Genomic DNA, 15,900 nt, shown 5'->3' with positions numbered 1-15,900 from the left:
AGATTCGGCAACCCGGAGCTAAACGAGGACTTTGGCGGCGTTGCGCTCGGCGCGCTTGGCCTGACGCTCCAAGTACTTGGCCTTGACCTCCTCGAAATCACAGGAAGTCTTCTTGAGGTCACCGACAATGCGGGCGAGGTCTTCGCGGTACCACTCGCCCTCACCGGTGATGTCGTCACGCTCGAAGATGCGCCACTTGCGCAGCACCGGCAGTACGACCTCGTCGAGGTGCGACTGCGGGTCGTAGACGCCACCGGTGGCGATGGTGACGGCATTGCGGCGGAATCCCGGAATGGTGTAGCCCGGCATCACGAAGTTATCGAGCACCTTGTGGACGGACCGCACGGCCTGGTTAGGGGCCATCTCCAGACCGGCCGCCACCATGTTGCGGTAGAAGATCATGTGCAGGTTCTCATCGGTCGAGATGCGCTTAAGCAGCTCGTCAGCGATCGGTTCATTGCAGGCGCGGCCGGTATTGCGGTGCGAGACGCGGGTAGCCAGCTCCTGGAAAGTCACATAGACGACCGAATCGAACAGCCCATCCGCGGACGCTACGTTTTGCCGGTTCTGGCCGGGGGAGAACCCACTGGTCATCTGCTCGACGCGGAGCTTCTCGAGCTCCACCGGATCCACCGACCGGGTCACCACGAGATAGTCACGGATGGCGATGCCGTGACGGTTCTCCTCGGCGGTCCACCGGTTCACCCAGGTACCCCACGGCCCGTCCATGGTGAAATTCATGGCGATCTCGCGGTGATACGAGGGCAGATTGTCCTCGGTAAGCAGATTGGTGATCATCGCTACCCGGGCCAGCTCAGAGAGCTTCGACTGCTCCGGGTCCCAGTCCTGGCCCCCCAGCGCCTTGTAGTTCTTGCCATCGGACCACGGCACGTAATCGTGCGGGTTCCAATCCTTGGTAACCCCGAGATGACGATGGACATTCTCCTCGACCACGGGCTCGAGCTCATGGAGCAACTCGAGGTCGGTGAAGTCCTTCTGCATCGATATGTCCTCACATCGGGGAGCCAGACAGAAACCGCAACTAGCAGTACCCGTATCCAGCAGTTACAGAAATCTAGCATGTCAGAATCGCCTATGCGTGACTACAGGGATTGCTCGCCCAATTGAAAGCATTCCGTGACCGCCCATGGGTTCGGCGGGCAAACCCTCCGGTCGCCAAACCTAACCGGCCGATTGCCATTTCGATATCCAAATTCATTGGACACCAACCACTTACAAATCATGGCCGGCGGACCCACCAAAGGGGGGTATTGTCAGTGAAGTATCTATCGCCGTGTGGCACCTAGTTAGCGCCAACTGTTTTGGCTCATACGAATTCCGTTGTCTGAGTCCCACTGAGCAACAAGGGAGTACGTATGACACAACCTGAGTACCCCGGCCCGCCGATCCGCTTTACGTTAGGTCCGCGCAAGACCGGCAGGATGAACGGGGCGTGGTGGCCACAGGACGACGGACTGATTGCGCGGGAGCTGTCGCCTTTGATCGACGAGCTGGCCGAACACATTGGCACGGTCAGCCAAGTATCGCTGAACTGGAAGGCAGGGTCGCCTCGGTCAAGCATGAGGTCAGCGGCCATGCCTCCGCCCCTCGCGAACCGTTCGTTCCACTGGGTAGTCACGCTGCGCGGTGAGCATCGGACGATCCAGATGCTCATGGTGCCGGCGCGCACCAACCGCCTTCTCGCAAGGATGATCATGCGCCTGGCTGCGCAAATGCCTCTGCTCGACTCTCCTAAAGAGGACGAAGTCAGCGCGGCGCTCCGCATCATCATGGCGGCCTGACAGGCTAGCCTGCCATCACCAGGATCACGCCCTGAGGCTCTCCAGCAACGCGGGCAGATGGACGAAGGCGAACCGGACCGCAGAGTCGCTGCATCCGTAGGGCAGCACCAGAGTGTCTCGGTGAACCAGCGCGCCGCAGGAGTACACGACGTTGGGCACGTAGCCGTCGCGCTCGGTTTCGTTCGGCACCAACAATGGTTCGCGCAACGCGCCGACGACCGTGGCCGGGTCGTCGAGATCGAGCAGAATCGCGCCAATCCCGTAGGTCCGCATCGGGCCAACACCGTGAGTCAGCACCAACCAGCCATCCGCTGTTTCGATCGGTGGCCCGCAATTGCCGAGCTGGATAAGCTCCCACGGGCGGCTCGGACTGTAGATCGTGACCGGGTCGCTCCACACCAAAGCATCCGGTGAGCTGACGAGGCTGATGCTTTCGCGATCCCAGCGGGACAGCATGAGATAGGCGCCGTGTACCCGGCGGGGGAATAGTGCCATGCCTTTGTCCTTGGCTGCAGGACCGGTTAGTTGGGTGCTGTCGAAGGTGACGAAGTCGCGGGTATGCAGAAGCCTCGGTCCGACTTTGGAGCCGTCGAAGGCCGTATATGTCGCGTAGTAGCTGACGGTGCCATCGTCGTCCCGGAATTGAGTGAAGCGCGCATCTTCGACTCCGTGGCTCTCGTCGGGGCTTGTCGGAAAGATGACTCGCTCGGATACCGGGCGGTCGGGCGGAAACGTCAGCCGGTAGCTGCAGGAGGCAATCCACCGGATGTGTTCGATGATGGCGTCTGTACTACCGCGGGTGAGGCGATCACGGCCGACGGAGGCCAGCGCTTCCCCGAGGGCTGCCGAGTCGAACTCCTCTGGCAGCAGGCTGAGTACATGTGTGGCGGCCTCGGCGTCGCCGCGCTCGGCGAGTGCGGCATGCAGGAAGTTGCGCGATAGCGCCGCAGGGGAGTACCGACCGGCATCCGCGAAGTGCCCGGGTGCGTCGATGCGTACTGAATCGTTAGGCGCGAGCACGCCGGTTCGGAACTCGACGCTCGAAACATGTCCCTCGCCGATTGCGCGCAGGCTCATGATGAAGCGGCATTCGTCGGCCTCCAGACCTGACTGGTCGGGGTGCGCGACCATCGAAGGATTAAGCAGTGCCGCAGCTTCAATGGCGTATTCCTGGGTGAAACAGGCGCCGATCAGCTGCTGGCGTTCGTGCGTCAGCGATGCTGTCTGAGGGAGACGATGTTTGACGAGAGCAAAATGCGCCGCAAACGTGGCGTCGAGCTCGCGGTGCCGCTCGCGGAACCGACTCACGATGTCGGCAAGGGTTGTCTGAGCTTCCTCCGGCGTCAGGCGCAGCACGCGGTCGATGATGACATCGGCGCGTGAAATACCTTGGGCCCGAATCTCTTGACCGGGGAGGAACAGCTTCGTCAGCACACGGCTTGCATCGGGATAGAGGACCTGCGAGCCACGTCGCACCGATTCGTCCAGTGCGGTCGTGGCGTGGCTCGTCATCGTCCCAACTGCCGGAGGCGGCGAGCTTGTTGGAGGGTGGAAATCAGGGCCAAGGTCGACTCAGCGCCCTGGTTCTCATTCCTGCCGTATCGCTCGAGTCCGTCGCAGCCGCCCCCACTGACGGGGTCCAACAGTGAGATATTGGTGTCGTTGACGCCGAGAAACCAAGCCTCGCAAAGCATAACGGCGTCGTACCACCGACGGTCGCTAGTATCGTCGTAGGCACGAGCACAGGCGTCGGCCAAGCTTGATACCTCGATGGGCTGCTGATCGAATCCCGGTCGCGGTTCTCCGGTCGCCCATCCGCCCACCGGGGTCACCGAAAGATGGTCCCCTGAGGTCTCGATCGCGAGCAGCCAGCGCAACATCGCGAGCCCGTCAGCGTGGGTCCGCCCCAAGCCGAGCCCAGTGCCCACCGCCAGTAAGGCTTCCGCCAGCGCCGCGTTGGCGTAGTGCAGGCGTGGCTGTGGCCACCGCCAGTCGAATCGGCGGGTCGGCGCCCCAATCAGCGCACTGGCACTCTCGAGCAGGGCCCGGGCGCCTTTGTGGCGAGGGCGCGTACGCAACACTTCGGCCGCGCCCAGCGCCGCGAAAGCCATCGGCCTCGGCCACGGTGAGCGGCACGTGACACTGATATCAAAGTGCACCAACGCTTCCTCTGCCAGCTCCGGGATCTGGTTGGTCACCGAGCCCAGCGCCCAGATGGCACGGCCCCAATGATCGGCGAGGCTCGGATCGTCCTCCCAAACAAGGTCGACCGTTTGTCGGTTGCGGAACCGCCCATCCGGGCTCTGCGCACCCACGACGAAACTTAGGTACGTCCGTGCGAGTGCGCGCAGTCGCTCCGAGGGCTCGGGCTCGCGTCCTATGACAATGAGTGCACGCGACACATCGTCGAGGCAGTAGCCGTGATCAATGCGGGGCTCGGTGAACTTCGCGTGCTCGAAAATGCCGCACGTATCGCTGAGTCGGGCTAGGTGCGCATAGGAGATGGCGATGGTGCTCATGCCGACACCATGACGGAATCGGCATCATGTATTTCGGTGGCCAGCTCGCGATACTTTCGACCGACCGCAGGCCAAAAAAGTTCGGGAGCAATGCGATTAGCCTCTGCGCTCATGCGGGCCGCGAGTTGTGGCTCAGTGAGTACGCGGCGCAATGCGGAGGCTATCGCTGCGGGGTCTTGTCGATCGACCAATAGACCCGCGCCGGTTGACAGCAATTCCTGTGCATGTGGGAAGGCAGTTGATACCACCGGCTTGCCCGCCGCGACGGCTTCGATCAGTACGCCGGATGTCACCTGCTCGCGCGAGTCATAGGGGAGCAGGACAACATCTGCCTGACGAATCAACCGGCGTAGCTCTACGTGGTCAAGGTAACGAGCATCGAAGTGCACCGCGTTGGCGACGCCGCGACGGTGGGCACGCTCGATGAGACGGTTTCGGTAGGACTCGCCGTGCCGCTCCAGGACCCTGGGGTGGGTCTGGCCGACTACCTGGTACTGCGGTGCCGGTCGCAAGTTGGCGATCAGGGCCATCGCATCGATGGCCCATTCAATACCTTTGCCATCACCAAGGAGCCCCCAGGTCAAGATCACCGGGGTCCGCGGGATCGGCTGATGCTGGTCTTCGGGCTGGGATCGGATGTTGGCCGCGCCGTGCGGTATTACCCGGATTTTCGCCGGGTCAACCGCGTAGTGATCTATGAGACGTTGGCGAGCCGTGCTTGTCATTGTGACGATCGCGGTGGTCGCATCCGCGAGCTTCTCCAGGATTGTCCGCTGGTGTGCGGTCGGGGTGACCAGCACGGTGTGGAATACGGAAATAGTCGGAACCCTCAGTGCCCGAACAGTTTCCAATACATCGGCCCCGTCCCTGCCGCCGAATATCCCGTACTCATGTTGGATAATCGCGACGTCGTGGCGATTGAGCACGACCGCGGCGGCCGCGGCACCGTTCCTGGCGCTGCGTACCCATTGATGCACGACGCCGGGCGGGAGTGTCTCGAAGACCGCATCGACCAGCGCGACAACTCCGACTGAAGGCGCCCTTTCGGTCGGAGCACGATCGAAATCACCTGGCGCAGAGACGCTATCGTCCATAGCGAGTGACTCGACCAGTGACCGGGTGAAGGTCGCCAAACCGCACTGAGTAGGGGGATAAGTACTCAAAACTCCGTAGGACAGAACTGACATGTGCCGGCCTTCCTGCTGCGGACAGCACGAATCGCGCCACCGCTTGCCGCCACTCAATTGGCTGTCCGTGCCGCGCTGAAGCGCTTGAGAATCCGCCCAGGCTTCACGCGGGCAGACCGACCACCATAAATTGGGGTAGATCAGAAATTGTTGCTCCACAGAGTGAGCAACAGACGTCAGCGTAGCATTTTTTCGAGAAATGCGCTGGCAGAGAGACTGTAGAACCCGGAACTAAACCGAACTCATCACCGAGTCGCTTTCCCTGATACCGTGAATTTGGCACCCAACCTGTCGAAAATAATCCCTGTCGACAAGATCGCGCCGGAAATCGAGGATCTGGTGAAAATTGGCGTCATCGCGTCCGTGGCTCACCGTTTACCGCCGCTGAACTACGGGCCCTGGGAACAAATTGCGTCGACACTGACCGAGGGGTTTGTGGCCCATGGGCACGAAGTCACTTTGTTCGCCACCGCGGACTCAGCGACATCGGCGCGACTGGTCGGCACGGTGCCATCTGGGTATGAGGAATCCGCCGGAGTTGATGCAAAAGTCGCTGAGGCACTGCATAATTCGATCGTCTTCGAGCATGCCGGCGAGTTCGACATACTGGCCAATCACTTCGATTTCATGCCGCTGACCTACAGCCGCCTGGTGTCCGTCCCAGTGGTCACGACAATTCACGGCTTTTCATCGCCAAAAATCGTGCCGGTCTATCAAGCCTTCGACGATATTGCGCACTATGTAGCGATCAGTAATGCGAACAGACATCCGGATCTACATTATGAGTCGACGATTTATCACGGCGTAGACTTGTCAAGTTTTACGTTCAAACCTGCTGGAGGAAAATATCTACTATTTCTCGGCAGGATTCATCCCGAAAAGGGAACACATGTAGCGATCGAGGTGGCAAAACGCGCGGGCCTCCCGCTTATTATCGCGGGAATCATCCAGGACGAGGAATATTTTCGTGCCGCCGTTGAACCGCATATCACCGGCACCGAGGTGACATATGTCGGTCCGGTGGGACCCGCGAGACGTGATGAACTATTGGGTGGTGCGCGAGCGCTGCTTCACCTGATCAGTTTCTCCGAACCGTTCGGGCTATCGGTTGTCGAATCCCTCGCAACGGGCACTCCCGTTATCGCGACATCGTTGGGGTCGATGCCGGAGCTTGTCCGGCACGGCTCAACAGGATTTCTTGTTTCCGATATCGAGAGTGCCGTCACGGCAGTAGCGGATGTCGACAAGCTGGACCGCCGAGCATGCAGGGCCGATGTGAACGAGCGTTTCACCGCAGACCGATGTGTCGAGGAGTATCTGGCGCTCTTCGAAAGGATTTGTCAGCGGCGTTCCTAGGTCGGCAGGTACCAGCTGGGAGACGGTTGCAACGGGCCAATCCCAGTGCTGACATTCACCTCGAAGGCATTGTGAGGGGAGTTTTCCTCGCCCTAACATCGCCCGAAACCCCCTGGAAACACTTGCTGACGACTGTTATGGCATGGCCGGCCCAAGCGACACGGGTAATTCCACGCGGACAGCGTGCTCGTACTGCGGTGTCGGCTGTGGCATCGAGGTTCACACGAAGCCGGGTCCCTCGGGCACGGTGATCGCTCGGGTGTCGGGGGACAAGCTTCATCCGACGAACTTCGGTCGGTTGTGCACGAAGGGCGCCACCCACGCCGAACTGATGGATGCCGTCGACGGACGCATGACGAGCGCTTTGGTTCGTCCTTCGCGCGGTGCGGAGTTCGTAACGACGCCGGTGGATGCTGCGGTGACCGAGGCGGGTCAGAGGTTGCGGGCGATTCTCGACGAGCACGGGCCCGATTCGATTGCCTTGTATGTGTCGGGCCAGATGTCGATCGAAGCGCAGTATCTGGCGAACAAGCTGGCCAAGGGATTTGTTCGCACGATGCATATCGAGTCGAACTCGCGGCTCTGCATGGCCAGCGCCGGGACGGGCTATAAGCAGTCGCTGGGGTCCGATGGACCTCCTGGCTCGTACACCGATTTCGATTGTGCTGATGTGTTTTTCGTCATCGGCGCGAACATGGCCGATTGTCATCCGATCCTGTTTTTGCGGATGGCCGATCGGTTGAAGGCTGGCGCGAAGCTGATTGTCGTCGATCCACGCCGTACTGCGACCGCCGACAAGGCGGATCTGTTCTTGCAGATCAATCCTGGTACCGATCTGGCGCTCTTGAACGGGCTGCTGCATCTGCTGGTGGAGTCCGGTGCAATCGATGAGGAGTTCATCGCCGAGCACACCGAGGGCTGGGCGGCGATGCCGGAATTTCTGGCGGACTATCCACCTGACGCAGTGGCCGAGATCACCGGCATCCCCGAATCCGATATCCGTGCCGCGGCCAAGATGATTGGCGAGGCCGGCGAGTGGATGACCTGCTGGACGATGGGCCTGAACCAGAGCACGCACGGTACCTGGAACACCAACGCGATCTGCAATCTGCATTTGGCGACCGGCGCGATCTGCCGGCCGGGCAGTGGACCCATGTCGCTGACGGGTCAGCCCAACGCGATGGGCGGCCGCGAGATGGGTTACATGGGACCGGGCCTGCCCGGGCAAAGGTCAGTGGTCAGCGCCGATGACCGGGCGTTCGTGGAAGAGATGTGGGAGCTGGCTCCAGGATCCATCCGAACCGACGTGGGTCCGGGCACCGTCGCGATGTTCGAGCGCATGGCGGCAGGGGAGATCAAGGCCTGCTGGATCATCTGCACTAATCCTGTTGCGACAGTGCCAAATCGCGGAAACACCATCACCGGGCTAGAGACTGCCGAGCTTGTCATCACACAGGACACCTACGAAGCCACGGCGACGAATCGGTATGCGGATATTGTGCTGCCCGCTGCTTTGTGGGCTGAAGCCGATGCGGTGATGATCAACTCCGAACGCAATCTCACCTTGCTCCAGCAGTCCGTCGAGCCGATCGGCGAGGCACGGCCAGATTGGCAGCTGATCTGCCAGGTGGCCGCCGCGATGGGGTTCGGGGAGCACTTCACGTATGCCTCCAGTGAAGAGGTGTTCGATGAGATCAAGCAATTCTGGAATCCCAAGACCGGCTACGACCTTCGCGGCGCGAGCTACGCGCGGTTACGCCAGACCCCATTGCAGTGGCCCTGCCCTCCGGACGACACCGATGATCGACACCCGATCCGCTACCTCAACGACGGCATCAGCCAGAACCTTTTTGTCGACGAGAGCGGACAGCAACCGCGGCTCGCCTTCGCGACCCCGTCGCGCCGTGCGGTCTTTCACCCCCGCCCGCACATGGATGCTCGCGAACTGCCCGACGATGACTACCCGTTCATCCTGAATACCGGCCGCCTGCAACACCAATGGCACACGATGACCAAGACTGGACAAGTTGCCAAGCTCAACAAACTCAACAGTGACCCATTCGTTGAAGTGCATCCAGACGATGCCGCCGAACTAGGAATCGCCGACGGCCAGCCGATCGAATTGCAGTCACGACGGGGTAGGGCGGTGCTGCCCGCTGTCGTCACCGATCGTGTGCGACCCGGGAACTGCTTTGTGCCGTTCCATTGGAACGACGAGCACGGCGAATACCTAGCCATCAATGCCCTCACCAGCGATGCCGTTGACCCCGATTCGTTGCAGCCTGAGCTGAAGGTGTGCGCGGTGAGTATGCGTCCCACCAAGACTGTCCATGTACCTATTCGGACGGAGGCACCAGCTATGCACCCTGTCGCCGAGGCGATCGGCCTGACACCACAGCCAGCGCCATCACTTTCCGGCGATGAGCGGCTTTATCTCACAGGCTTTTTCGCAACTGTCGCCAGTGGTGCCGAAGGTGTCCCAGTTCTGCCACCAGCGGCACCGCTGAGTGCCCAGGTTCGGCTGTGGATCGACGGAGCACTGGCAGGGATGTACTCCCGTTCCGATGGAGCCACCATCGCGCCGACGGTCCCCGCAGTGGCTTCCGCTGTTGCACCTACGCCCCTGGTGCTGTGGGCATCACAGACCGGCAATGCCGAGGAATTCGCGGGTAAGCTTGCCGCACAGTTCGATACCTCCGGGACCCCTGCGAAAATCGTCAGCATGGACCAATGCACGCTAGATGATCTAGCCACGGTTCGTGATGTGCTGGTGGTAACCAGTACCTTCGGCGACGGCGGCCCGCCAGATAACGGTGCGGACTTCTGGGAACGACTCCACGGACCGCAGGCACCGGCGTTGCACGGAACGCGCTTCGCCGTACTGGGGATTGGGGACCGCGCCTACGACAACTTCTGCGGCCACGCCAAGTCCATCGACGAACGAATGGCAGCACTCGGCGCCAGCCGCCTGATGGATCGACTGGACTGTGAGATCTACGACGACGAGCCGCTAGCGCATTGGGCGCGACAGGTCACCACTCTGATCAAGGCACAGGAATCCAACACCGGCCAGCCCAACCCACAAGCCGTTGCCCCAATGACAGAGACGGTCGCTCCCACTTCACCGTCCAGTGCACCCGCCGTGACCACCGAGACGTTTACGCGCGCGAACCCCGTCACGGCGCGGCTATGCCGCAACATGGTCCTGACACCTCAATCCTCAACAAAAGAAGTGCGCCACTTCGGTTTCGATATCTCCGGACACGGCGTGACCTACGGTGTAGGCGACGCGCTCGGGGTCTATCCGACCAACAACGCCGAGGCCGTTGACGCATGGCTTGCCGCGACCGGCCTAGACGCAGAGGAGGTCGTCGAGGTCGACGGCACCGAACAGACATTTCGCCAGGCGTTGACCACGGCCTACGACATCGGCCGTATCACCCCGAATCTTCTGAGCTTCCTAGCCGACACAACCCAGGACACCGCAGCCGCCAAGGCTCTGCGCGCCGCGCGCGCCGACCTGAGTACCTGGGCATTCGGGCGCAACGGAGTCGACGTAGTGCACGACTTCCCCGTCCGGGCCGACGCCCAACAGTGGCAAGAAGTCCTGGTTCGCCTGACCCCACGTTCCTATTCGATATCCTCCAGCCCGCTGACCAGCCCAGATGAAGTGCAACTGACAGTTTCGGTGGTGCGCTACCGAGGGGCGAACGGGGCAGAACGTGGCGGCGTGTGCTCAACATTCCTCGCCGACCGAGCGGGTGAGTCACCCACGCCGGTCTTCCTGCAAAAATCTCCTCATTTCCGACCGCCAGAAGACTCGCGTACGCCGATGATCATGATCGGTCCCGGCACCGGTATCGCACCATTTCGCGGATTCCTGCATGAACGTCGCGCACTCGGCCACACCGGCCCCAACTGGCTGTTCTTCGGCGATCAGCATGCCGCGCAACATTTCTACTACCGTGACGACCTCACCGACATGGTCACCGACAAATTCCTCACCAAGCTTGAGCTCGCCTTCTCCCGCGATCAGAAGAAGCGGATCTACGTACAGCACAAGATGATCGACCGTGGCGCAGAGGTATGGGCTTGGCTACAGGACGGTGCTCATCTGTATGTCTGCGGTGACGCAAGCAAAATGGCCAAAGATGTCGACACCGCACTGACCACAATCATCGAAACCCACGGTCGGCTCTCACCTGAGCACGCCCGTGATTACAAACGCGAACTCGTCGCCAACAAGCGCTACCTCCGCGACGTCTACTGAAAGTTGCCAGCGGCGCTAGTGTTCTAGCGTGGACGACGACAGCGTGCGCTCCGCACTGCAGCACCATTGGGCGGCTGCGGATGCCGATGACTTTGCGGGGGAACACCAGATCTACCGAGCTGATGCGGTGCTCGAGTATCCGCAGTCCGGCGAGCGCATCCGCGGCTTGCTCAACATTCAGGCGTCACGAGTCGCTCAACCAAACAAAAAGCGCTTCACAGTGCGGCGGATAGTAGGCGCAGGCGCTCTGTGGATCAGCGAACTTGTCCTGACCTACGACGAGCAACCGTTCTACGTGGTGAGCGTCATGGAGTTCGAGAGCGGGGAAGTGGTCCGCGAGACTCAGTACTTCGCCGAGACATTCGAGCCCGGGGCATCTCGCGCTCAGTGGGTCGAGCGAATGTACTGAGAGGTGGAGCCAGCGCACAGCGCATCGCCTCAAACACGCCTGCTGGTCTGTACCCTTCAGTGCATGAAGTCATCCCAGGTGGAAACGGTCGAGCGGATGATCGCGGCCGCCCCTGGGCCGATATTTGCTTTGCTTACAGACCCCAATCGGCATCGCGAATTCGATGGTTCCGGTGCGGTCCGTGCGGCCCGAGCCGACACCGGCCCCCTCGTCCTCGGCAGCACATTCAGCATGTCGATGAAGGCCGGCCTGCCCTATCGCATGACGAGCACGGTGGTCGAATATGAGAAGGACCGCAGGATTGCTTGGCAGACGCGCGGGCCGACAGCGCTCGGCAAGTACGTTGCGGGCCGGGTGTGGCGGTATGAACTCGAGCCCGTCGACGGCGGCACATTGGTGCGCGAGAGCTGGGATATATCAAGGGAATCCCCGCTTACCCGCCCGCTGATTAGCGGACTGGGGGCTCAGGCACGTCTCAACATGGAGGCAACCTTGGCCGGTATTGAAAAGCTGGTGGCGGATCGATGAGCTTGCCTGAACCCGTAGCTGGCCGCACGGCCGTGGTCACCGGCGCGTCGTCGGGAATTGGTTCGGCGATCGCGCGTGAACTCGCCTCTCGCGGTCATCACGTGACATTGGTGGCTCGGCGTGCCGAGAAACTACAGGAGCTTGCCTCAGAGATTTCCGCATCGGGCGGCCAAGCAGAAGTGCTGCCGACCGACCTCGCCGATCGCAATGCGAGGGCGGCACTGCACGGTCGTATCGTGAATCTCGGTGTGACACCTGACATCCTGGTCAACAACGCAGGGTTATCGACGCTTGGCGCCATCGCGGCGTCCGACCCCGATGCCGAGATGAACATGATCGAGGTCGATGCCGTTGCGGTCGCCGATCTGTGCAGCCGGTTCGTGCCGGGCATGGTCGAGCGGCATCGCGGTGCAATCCTCAACGTCGCCTCAACCGGTGCGTTCCAGCCTCTGCCCGGGCAGGCAGGCTACGGCGCATGCAAGGCATTCGTACTCTCGTACACCCAGAGCCTGTACGGCGAGTTACACGGGACCGGTGTCACCGCGACGGTGCTATGCCCGGGACCCGTCCACACAGGATTCGGAGAAGCCGCCGGTTTCTCCAAGGAGGACGCCGAGGCCGCCTTGCCTCCGGTCATGTGGGTCGACGTCAAGGACGTGGCACGCGCCGGGGTCGAGGGTCTCGATAAGGGTCAGATGATTGTGATCCCCGGTGTGGCTAACCGAGCCGCAGCGCTTCTCTCGCGGTTTGTGCCCAACCGCTTGCTAGTGCCCATCCTCGCTCGGCAACACCCCGCGCTGCGCCGCTGAATACCGCGCTCAGCTCGAGGCGCTGAGGATCTTGATCGCGAAGATGAGCGTGTCACCCTTTTGGATTCCGGCGCTGGGCTGACCGTTCGGGTAGCCGTCGGCGGAGGCCATTGCGACGGCGACGGTGGACCCGACCTTCTGTCCGGCGATGGCCTTCTGGAAACCGGGCACGACGCCGTCGAGCGGAAACTCGGCCGGAGTGCCCCGCTCATAGCTGCTGTCGAACACTGTCCCGTCACGCCCGTCGACGCCCATGTAGCAGACGGAAACCGTTGCGGTGTCTGCGATGACCGGTCCGTCGCCGGCCTTCAGTGTGTGCACCTGGGTGGTGGTCACGCTGAACGGTGCCTCCACCTTGACCTGCGGCGCCGTGCTATCCGTCGATCCGGTGACCGCGACACTGCCGGTTGCCCCGGGCAGCGTCCAGTCAACCGCACCATTCGCCGGCGCTGCCGTCGGACACCCGTTGGCGGCGGTGGGGGAGGACGTGGCCACCTCCGCGCCGGAGGGCGAGCTTGCCGAGGGAGTCTTCGTATCGGAGCCGCAGGCGGCGAGCGTCATGACGAATGGCGCCGCACAGGCGAGGAGCACTGCGGAATAGGACACGCGCGAGGAGTTCACGGTCGCCACGCTACAGCCGCGTCATACACGCGGCCGCAGTAACCTTGCTCGCCGCCCGGGCTCGGACTGGACATGCTGTTCTCAGCGAGGTCTCAGTGCCTCATCGGCAGTCTTGCATCATGTCCAACACATGCCCCGCCTGCAATCATCGGAAGTTGTCCTGCGGGAAGAGGATCGGGTCAGCCGCGGAGAAGAAGGTCAGCAGCGGGGAGAAGATAATCAGCGACAACCGCATGATCATTGAGTCGGTGATGGCCTGTGGCGCAGCGACAGCAGTCGTCGCAGTCCTCGGTTTGGTTGTTGAATCGGTTCTTTTGTAGTCACTGACGGGGAGCGGTTGCACTTCCCGGGGCGGTGCCGCCTGGACTCGGTAAATACAATCGAGCAATGCCGACACCCGACCTCCATGACGCGTCAGTCCCATGCTGATCGGCATCATGGCGGCGCTGCTCGCGTGCGCCGGGTACGGGACCGCGTCGGTGCTACAGGGCTACGGTGCGCGTAAATCCGCAGCGGAGGCTCACGGACCGCCGGGAAACGGCGGCCCGACGCTGAGGTCGACCGTCGCCGCCATGCTGACTCCCGCGTTCATTGCCGGTATGGCTCTCGATGTCGTCGGGTTCGCGGGCACCCTGGTTTCGGCGCGGTTGATTCCGCTGTTTCTCTCGCAGACGATCATGAGTGCCAACCTGGTGGTCACCGCGGTGCTCGGCATAGCGGTGCTGGGCGTGAGGCTGCACCAACGGGACTGGCTGGCGATCTCCGCCGTCCTGCTGTCGTTGTGTGTGCTGGGCGTAACCGCAGGCCATCGCGGCGCGGACGCCGCGGTGTCGGCCGTTCACTGGGGCGTGCTGCTGACGTCGGTGGCTGTGCTGGTCATCGGCATCGGTCTTATTCGCTTGCTCGGGACCCGTGCCGCGATCCCGGCCGGGTTGTCGGCAGGCATTCTGTACGGGGCAATGTCTGTCGCCGTGCGGGTGGTGGACGGGATTGATCCGGTGCGTATCAAGGTGCTGCTCGCCGATCCCGCGGCCTACGCCGTGATCATCGCGGGAGTGGGCGGCTTCTACCTGTTCACCGTTGCGCTGCAGGTTGGTTCGGTCACCGGTGCCGCGGCGGCGTTGGTTGTCGGCGAGACGGTAGTGCCTGGTGTCGCCGGGGTCGTGCTACTGGGTGACACTGCACGCCCTGGGCTGGGCTGGCTGGTTGCCTTGGCATTCCTCGTCGCGGTCGTCTCAGCAGTGGCCGTCGCCGCGTTCGGCGCCGTCGAGCACACACAGTCCGCGGCGACGGAGAGCGGGCTCGCTGAACCGGTGGGACCCACCGAGAAGTAGACCCGTGCACCGGAACGGACCTCCGCCACGATGCCTGCCAGTGGAAATCTCTAAGGTTGGATGGGTGACTACTCGTAGGGGAGTAGTGAAAGGAGTTTCGATCGTGACCGACTTTTCCCGGTTCACCGAACTGCTGGACCGCGATCACGGGCTCTGCGTGGTGAACACGATCCGAGGCGATGGCAGTGTCCAATCGTCTGTGGTCAATGCAGGCGTCATGCCACACCCACGAACCGCCGATCCGGTCGTTGCGCTGGTCGCCGCCGGCGGCACCCGAAAGCTGAGCAATCTGCGCGCAGATCCTCGAATTACCATCGTCGCCCAGGCCGGATGGCAGTGGGCGACCGTCGAGGGAACCGCCGAGATTATCGGCCCGGACGACCCGCATGCCGGTGTGGACAGCGAGACCCTACGGCTATTGCTACGCAGCATCTTTCAAGCCGCAGGCGGGACGCATGAAGACTGGGATACCTACGACCGCGTCATGGCCGAGGAACGACGGGCCGCCGTACTCGTCGCGCCTCACCGCTTCTATTCCAACCCTACGACTGGTTAGCCCAGACAAGAAGAGCGTTGACGCGCTCATCGAAGAAGAAGATGCCTCTGACCAGTGTGTATCTGCGATTCGGGTGCTAAAGTCACTATCGAGTCCTACGGCCCTCGCCTCCAGGAAGGGGGTGCAGACAATGCGTCATAGCGCGTGTGCCGCAGCGATATTGGCGGTAACAGCGATCGCGGTAGCCGGGGCCGCACCGGCCCGCGCCGAGCCTAACTGCCAGTTCTCTGGGGGGCTAGGCCCCGATTCGGCGTGCACGCAAGGACCCGACGATGACGACGTCACTGCGCCATGGATGTGGCCCGGCGACGACGAATTCGGAATCGGGTTTGGCGGCCCCGGTTTTGGCCGACGCTAAGCGCTGTCTCCGCATTGTCGTCACAGCGTTGCCTCCGCCTCACCGGCGGGCAGCTCGACGGACTCTCGGTCATCGAATCCCTCGCAACAGCCACGCCTGTTATCGCGACGCCGCACCTATCGTCAAAAATGGGTGGACGGGATTCAGATCG

Annotated in this window: 15 protein-coding genes; 9 read left to right on the top strand and 6 right to left on the bottom strand. The window is 62.1% G+C overall.

Annotated features, from left to right (window positions below):
- Positions 1–18: 18 nt before the first annotated feature.
- Positions 19–1,002 carry an acyl-ACP desaturase gene (locus tag AB0H22_RS22595; protein ID WP_358149159.1) on the bottom strand — a complete coding sequence of 328 codons (984 nt, stop codon included), beginning with the start codon at positions 1,000–1,002 and terminating at the stop codon, positions 19–21.
- A 440-nt stretch (positions 1,003–1,442) separates the two neighbouring features.
- Here AB0H22_RS22595 and AB0H22_RS22590 point away from each other — a divergent pair, with 440 nt between their 5' ends.
- Complete coding sequence (locus AB0H22_RS22590; protein ID WP_180750384.1) at positions 1,443–1,802, top strand: DUF5994 family protein; 360 nt, start codon at positions 1,443–1,445, stop codon at positions 1,800–1,802.
- A 24-nt stretch (positions 1,803–1,826) separates the two neighbouring features.
- On the opposite strand, the gene AB0H22_RS22585 is transcribed toward AB0H22_RS22590, so the two are convergent.
- From AB0H22_RS22585 to AB0H22_RS22575, 3 genes are read right to left on the bottom strand one after another with little or no spacing between them, the layout of a single operon-like run.
- A complete protein-coding gene (locus AB0H22_RS22585; protein ID WP_358149156.1) occupies positions 1,827–3,314 on the bottom strand; it encodes a glycoside hydrolase family 130 protein in 1,488 nt (495 codons plus the stop codon).
- Positions 3,311–4,321, bottom strand: coding sequence for a glycosyltransferase (locus AB0H22_RS22580; protein WP_180750218.1), 1,011 nt, complete (start codon positions 4,319–4,321; stop codon positions 3,311–3,313). Before AB0H22_RS22580 ends, AB0H22_RS22585 begins: the two co-directional genes overlap by 4 nt.
- On the bottom strand, positions 4,318–5,415 hold the full coding sequence (locus tag AB0H22_RS22575) for a glycosyltransferase (RefSeq protein ID WP_358149154.1): 1,098 nt from the start codon (positions 5,413–5,415) through the stop codon (positions 4,318–4,320). The genes AB0H22_RS22580 and AB0H22_RS22575 overlap by 4 nt, the downstream gene beginning before the upstream one ends.
- Before the next feature lie 363 nt (positions 5,416–5,778).
- On the opposite strand from AB0H22_RS22575, the gene AB0H22_RS22570 reads away from it, so the two are divergent.
- The 5 genes from AB0H22_RS22570 (at position 5,779) to AB0H22_RS22550 (ending at position 12,880) form a co-directional block, all read left to right on the top strand.
- Entirely contained in the window at positions 5,779–6,864 is a 1,086-nt protein-coding gene (locus AB0H22_RS22570) for a glycosyltransferase family 4 protein (RefSeq protein ID WP_358149152.1), read from the top strand.
- A 142-nt stretch (positions 6,865–7,006) separates the two neighbouring features.
- Complete coding sequence (locus AB0H22_RS22565; RefSeq protein ID WP_358149149.1) at positions 7,007–11,134, top strand: bifunctional nitrate reductase/sulfite reductase flavoprotein subunit alpha; 4,128 nt, start codon at positions 7,007–7,009, stop codon at positions 11,132–11,134.
- A 28-nt stretch (positions 11,135–11,162) separates the two neighbouring features.
- Complete coding sequence (locus tag AB0H22_RS22560) at positions 11,163–11,543, top strand: nuclear transport factor 2 family protein (RefSeq protein ID WP_180750221.1); 381 nt, start codon at positions 11,163–11,165, stop codon at positions 11,541–11,543.
- 63 nt (positions 11,544–11,606) lie between these two features.
- Positions 11,607–12,071, top strand: coding sequence for an SRPBCC family protein (locus AB0H22_RS22555; RefSeq protein ID WP_180750222.1), 465 nt, complete (start codon positions 11,607–11,609; stop codon positions 12,069–12,071).
- Positions 12,068–12,880 carry an SDR family oxidoreductase gene (locus tag AB0H22_RS22550; RefSeq protein WP_358149146.1) on the top strand — a complete coding sequence of 271 codons (813 nt, stop codon included), beginning with the start codon at positions 12,068–12,070 and terminating at the stop codon, positions 12,878–12,880. Before AB0H22_RS22555 ends, AB0H22_RS22550 begins: the two co-directional genes overlap by 4 nt.
- A 9-nt stretch (positions 12,881–12,889) precedes the next feature.
- Here the strand turns inward: AB0H22_RS22550 and AB0H22_RS22545 are convergent, their stop codons facing one another.
- Entirely contained in the window at positions 12,890–13,501 is a 612-nt protein-coding gene (locus AB0H22_RS22545; protein ID WP_358149144.1) for an FKBP-type peptidyl-prolyl cis-trans isomerase, read from the bottom strand.
- A 145-nt stretch (positions 13,502–13,646) separates the two neighbouring features.
- Entirely contained in the window at positions 13,647–13,940 is a 294-nt protein-coding gene (locus AB0H22_RS22540; protein WP_358149409.1) for a hypothetical protein, read from the bottom strand.
- On the opposite strand from AB0H22_RS22540, the gene AB0H22_RS22535 reads away from it, so the two are divergent.
- The 3 genes from AB0H22_RS22535 to AB0H22_RS22525 all read left to right on the top strand — a co-directional run bounded on the left by AB0H22_RS22535 (position 13,924) and on the right by AB0H22_RS22525 (position 15,749).
- The gene (locus AB0H22_RS22535; protein WP_358149141.1) at positions 13,924–14,835 is read left to right on the top strand and encodes a hypothetical protein; all 912 of its coding nucleotides are present in this window, start codon (positions 13,924–13,926) and stop codon (positions 14,833–14,835) included. The two genes, AB0H22_RS22540 and AB0H22_RS22535, sit on opposite strands and share 17 nt — an antisense overlap.
- A gap of 103 nt (positions 14,836–14,938) precedes the next feature.
- Entirely contained in the window at positions 14,939–15,391 is a 453-nt protein-coding gene (locus AB0H22_RS22530; protein ID WP_180750226.1) for a TIGR03618 family F420-dependent PPOX class oxidoreductase, read from the top strand.
- A gap of 130 nt (positions 15,392–15,521) precedes the next feature.
- A complete protein-coding gene (locus AB0H22_RS22525) occupies positions 15,522–15,749 on the top strand; it encodes a hypothetical protein (protein ID WP_180750227.1) in 228 nt (75 codons plus the stop codon).
- Positions 15,750–15,900: the final 151 nt, after the last annotated feature.

Origin of the sequence: Mycobacterium sp. NPDC050853 (assembly GCF_040653875.1) — a bacterium.
Taxonomy (GTDB): domain Bacteria; phylum Actinomycetota; class Actinomycetes; order Mycobacteriales; family Mycobacteriaceae; genus Mycobacterium.
Note: the sequence above shows the minus strand (reverse complement) of the source record. Positions and strands in the feature narration are given on the sequence as shown.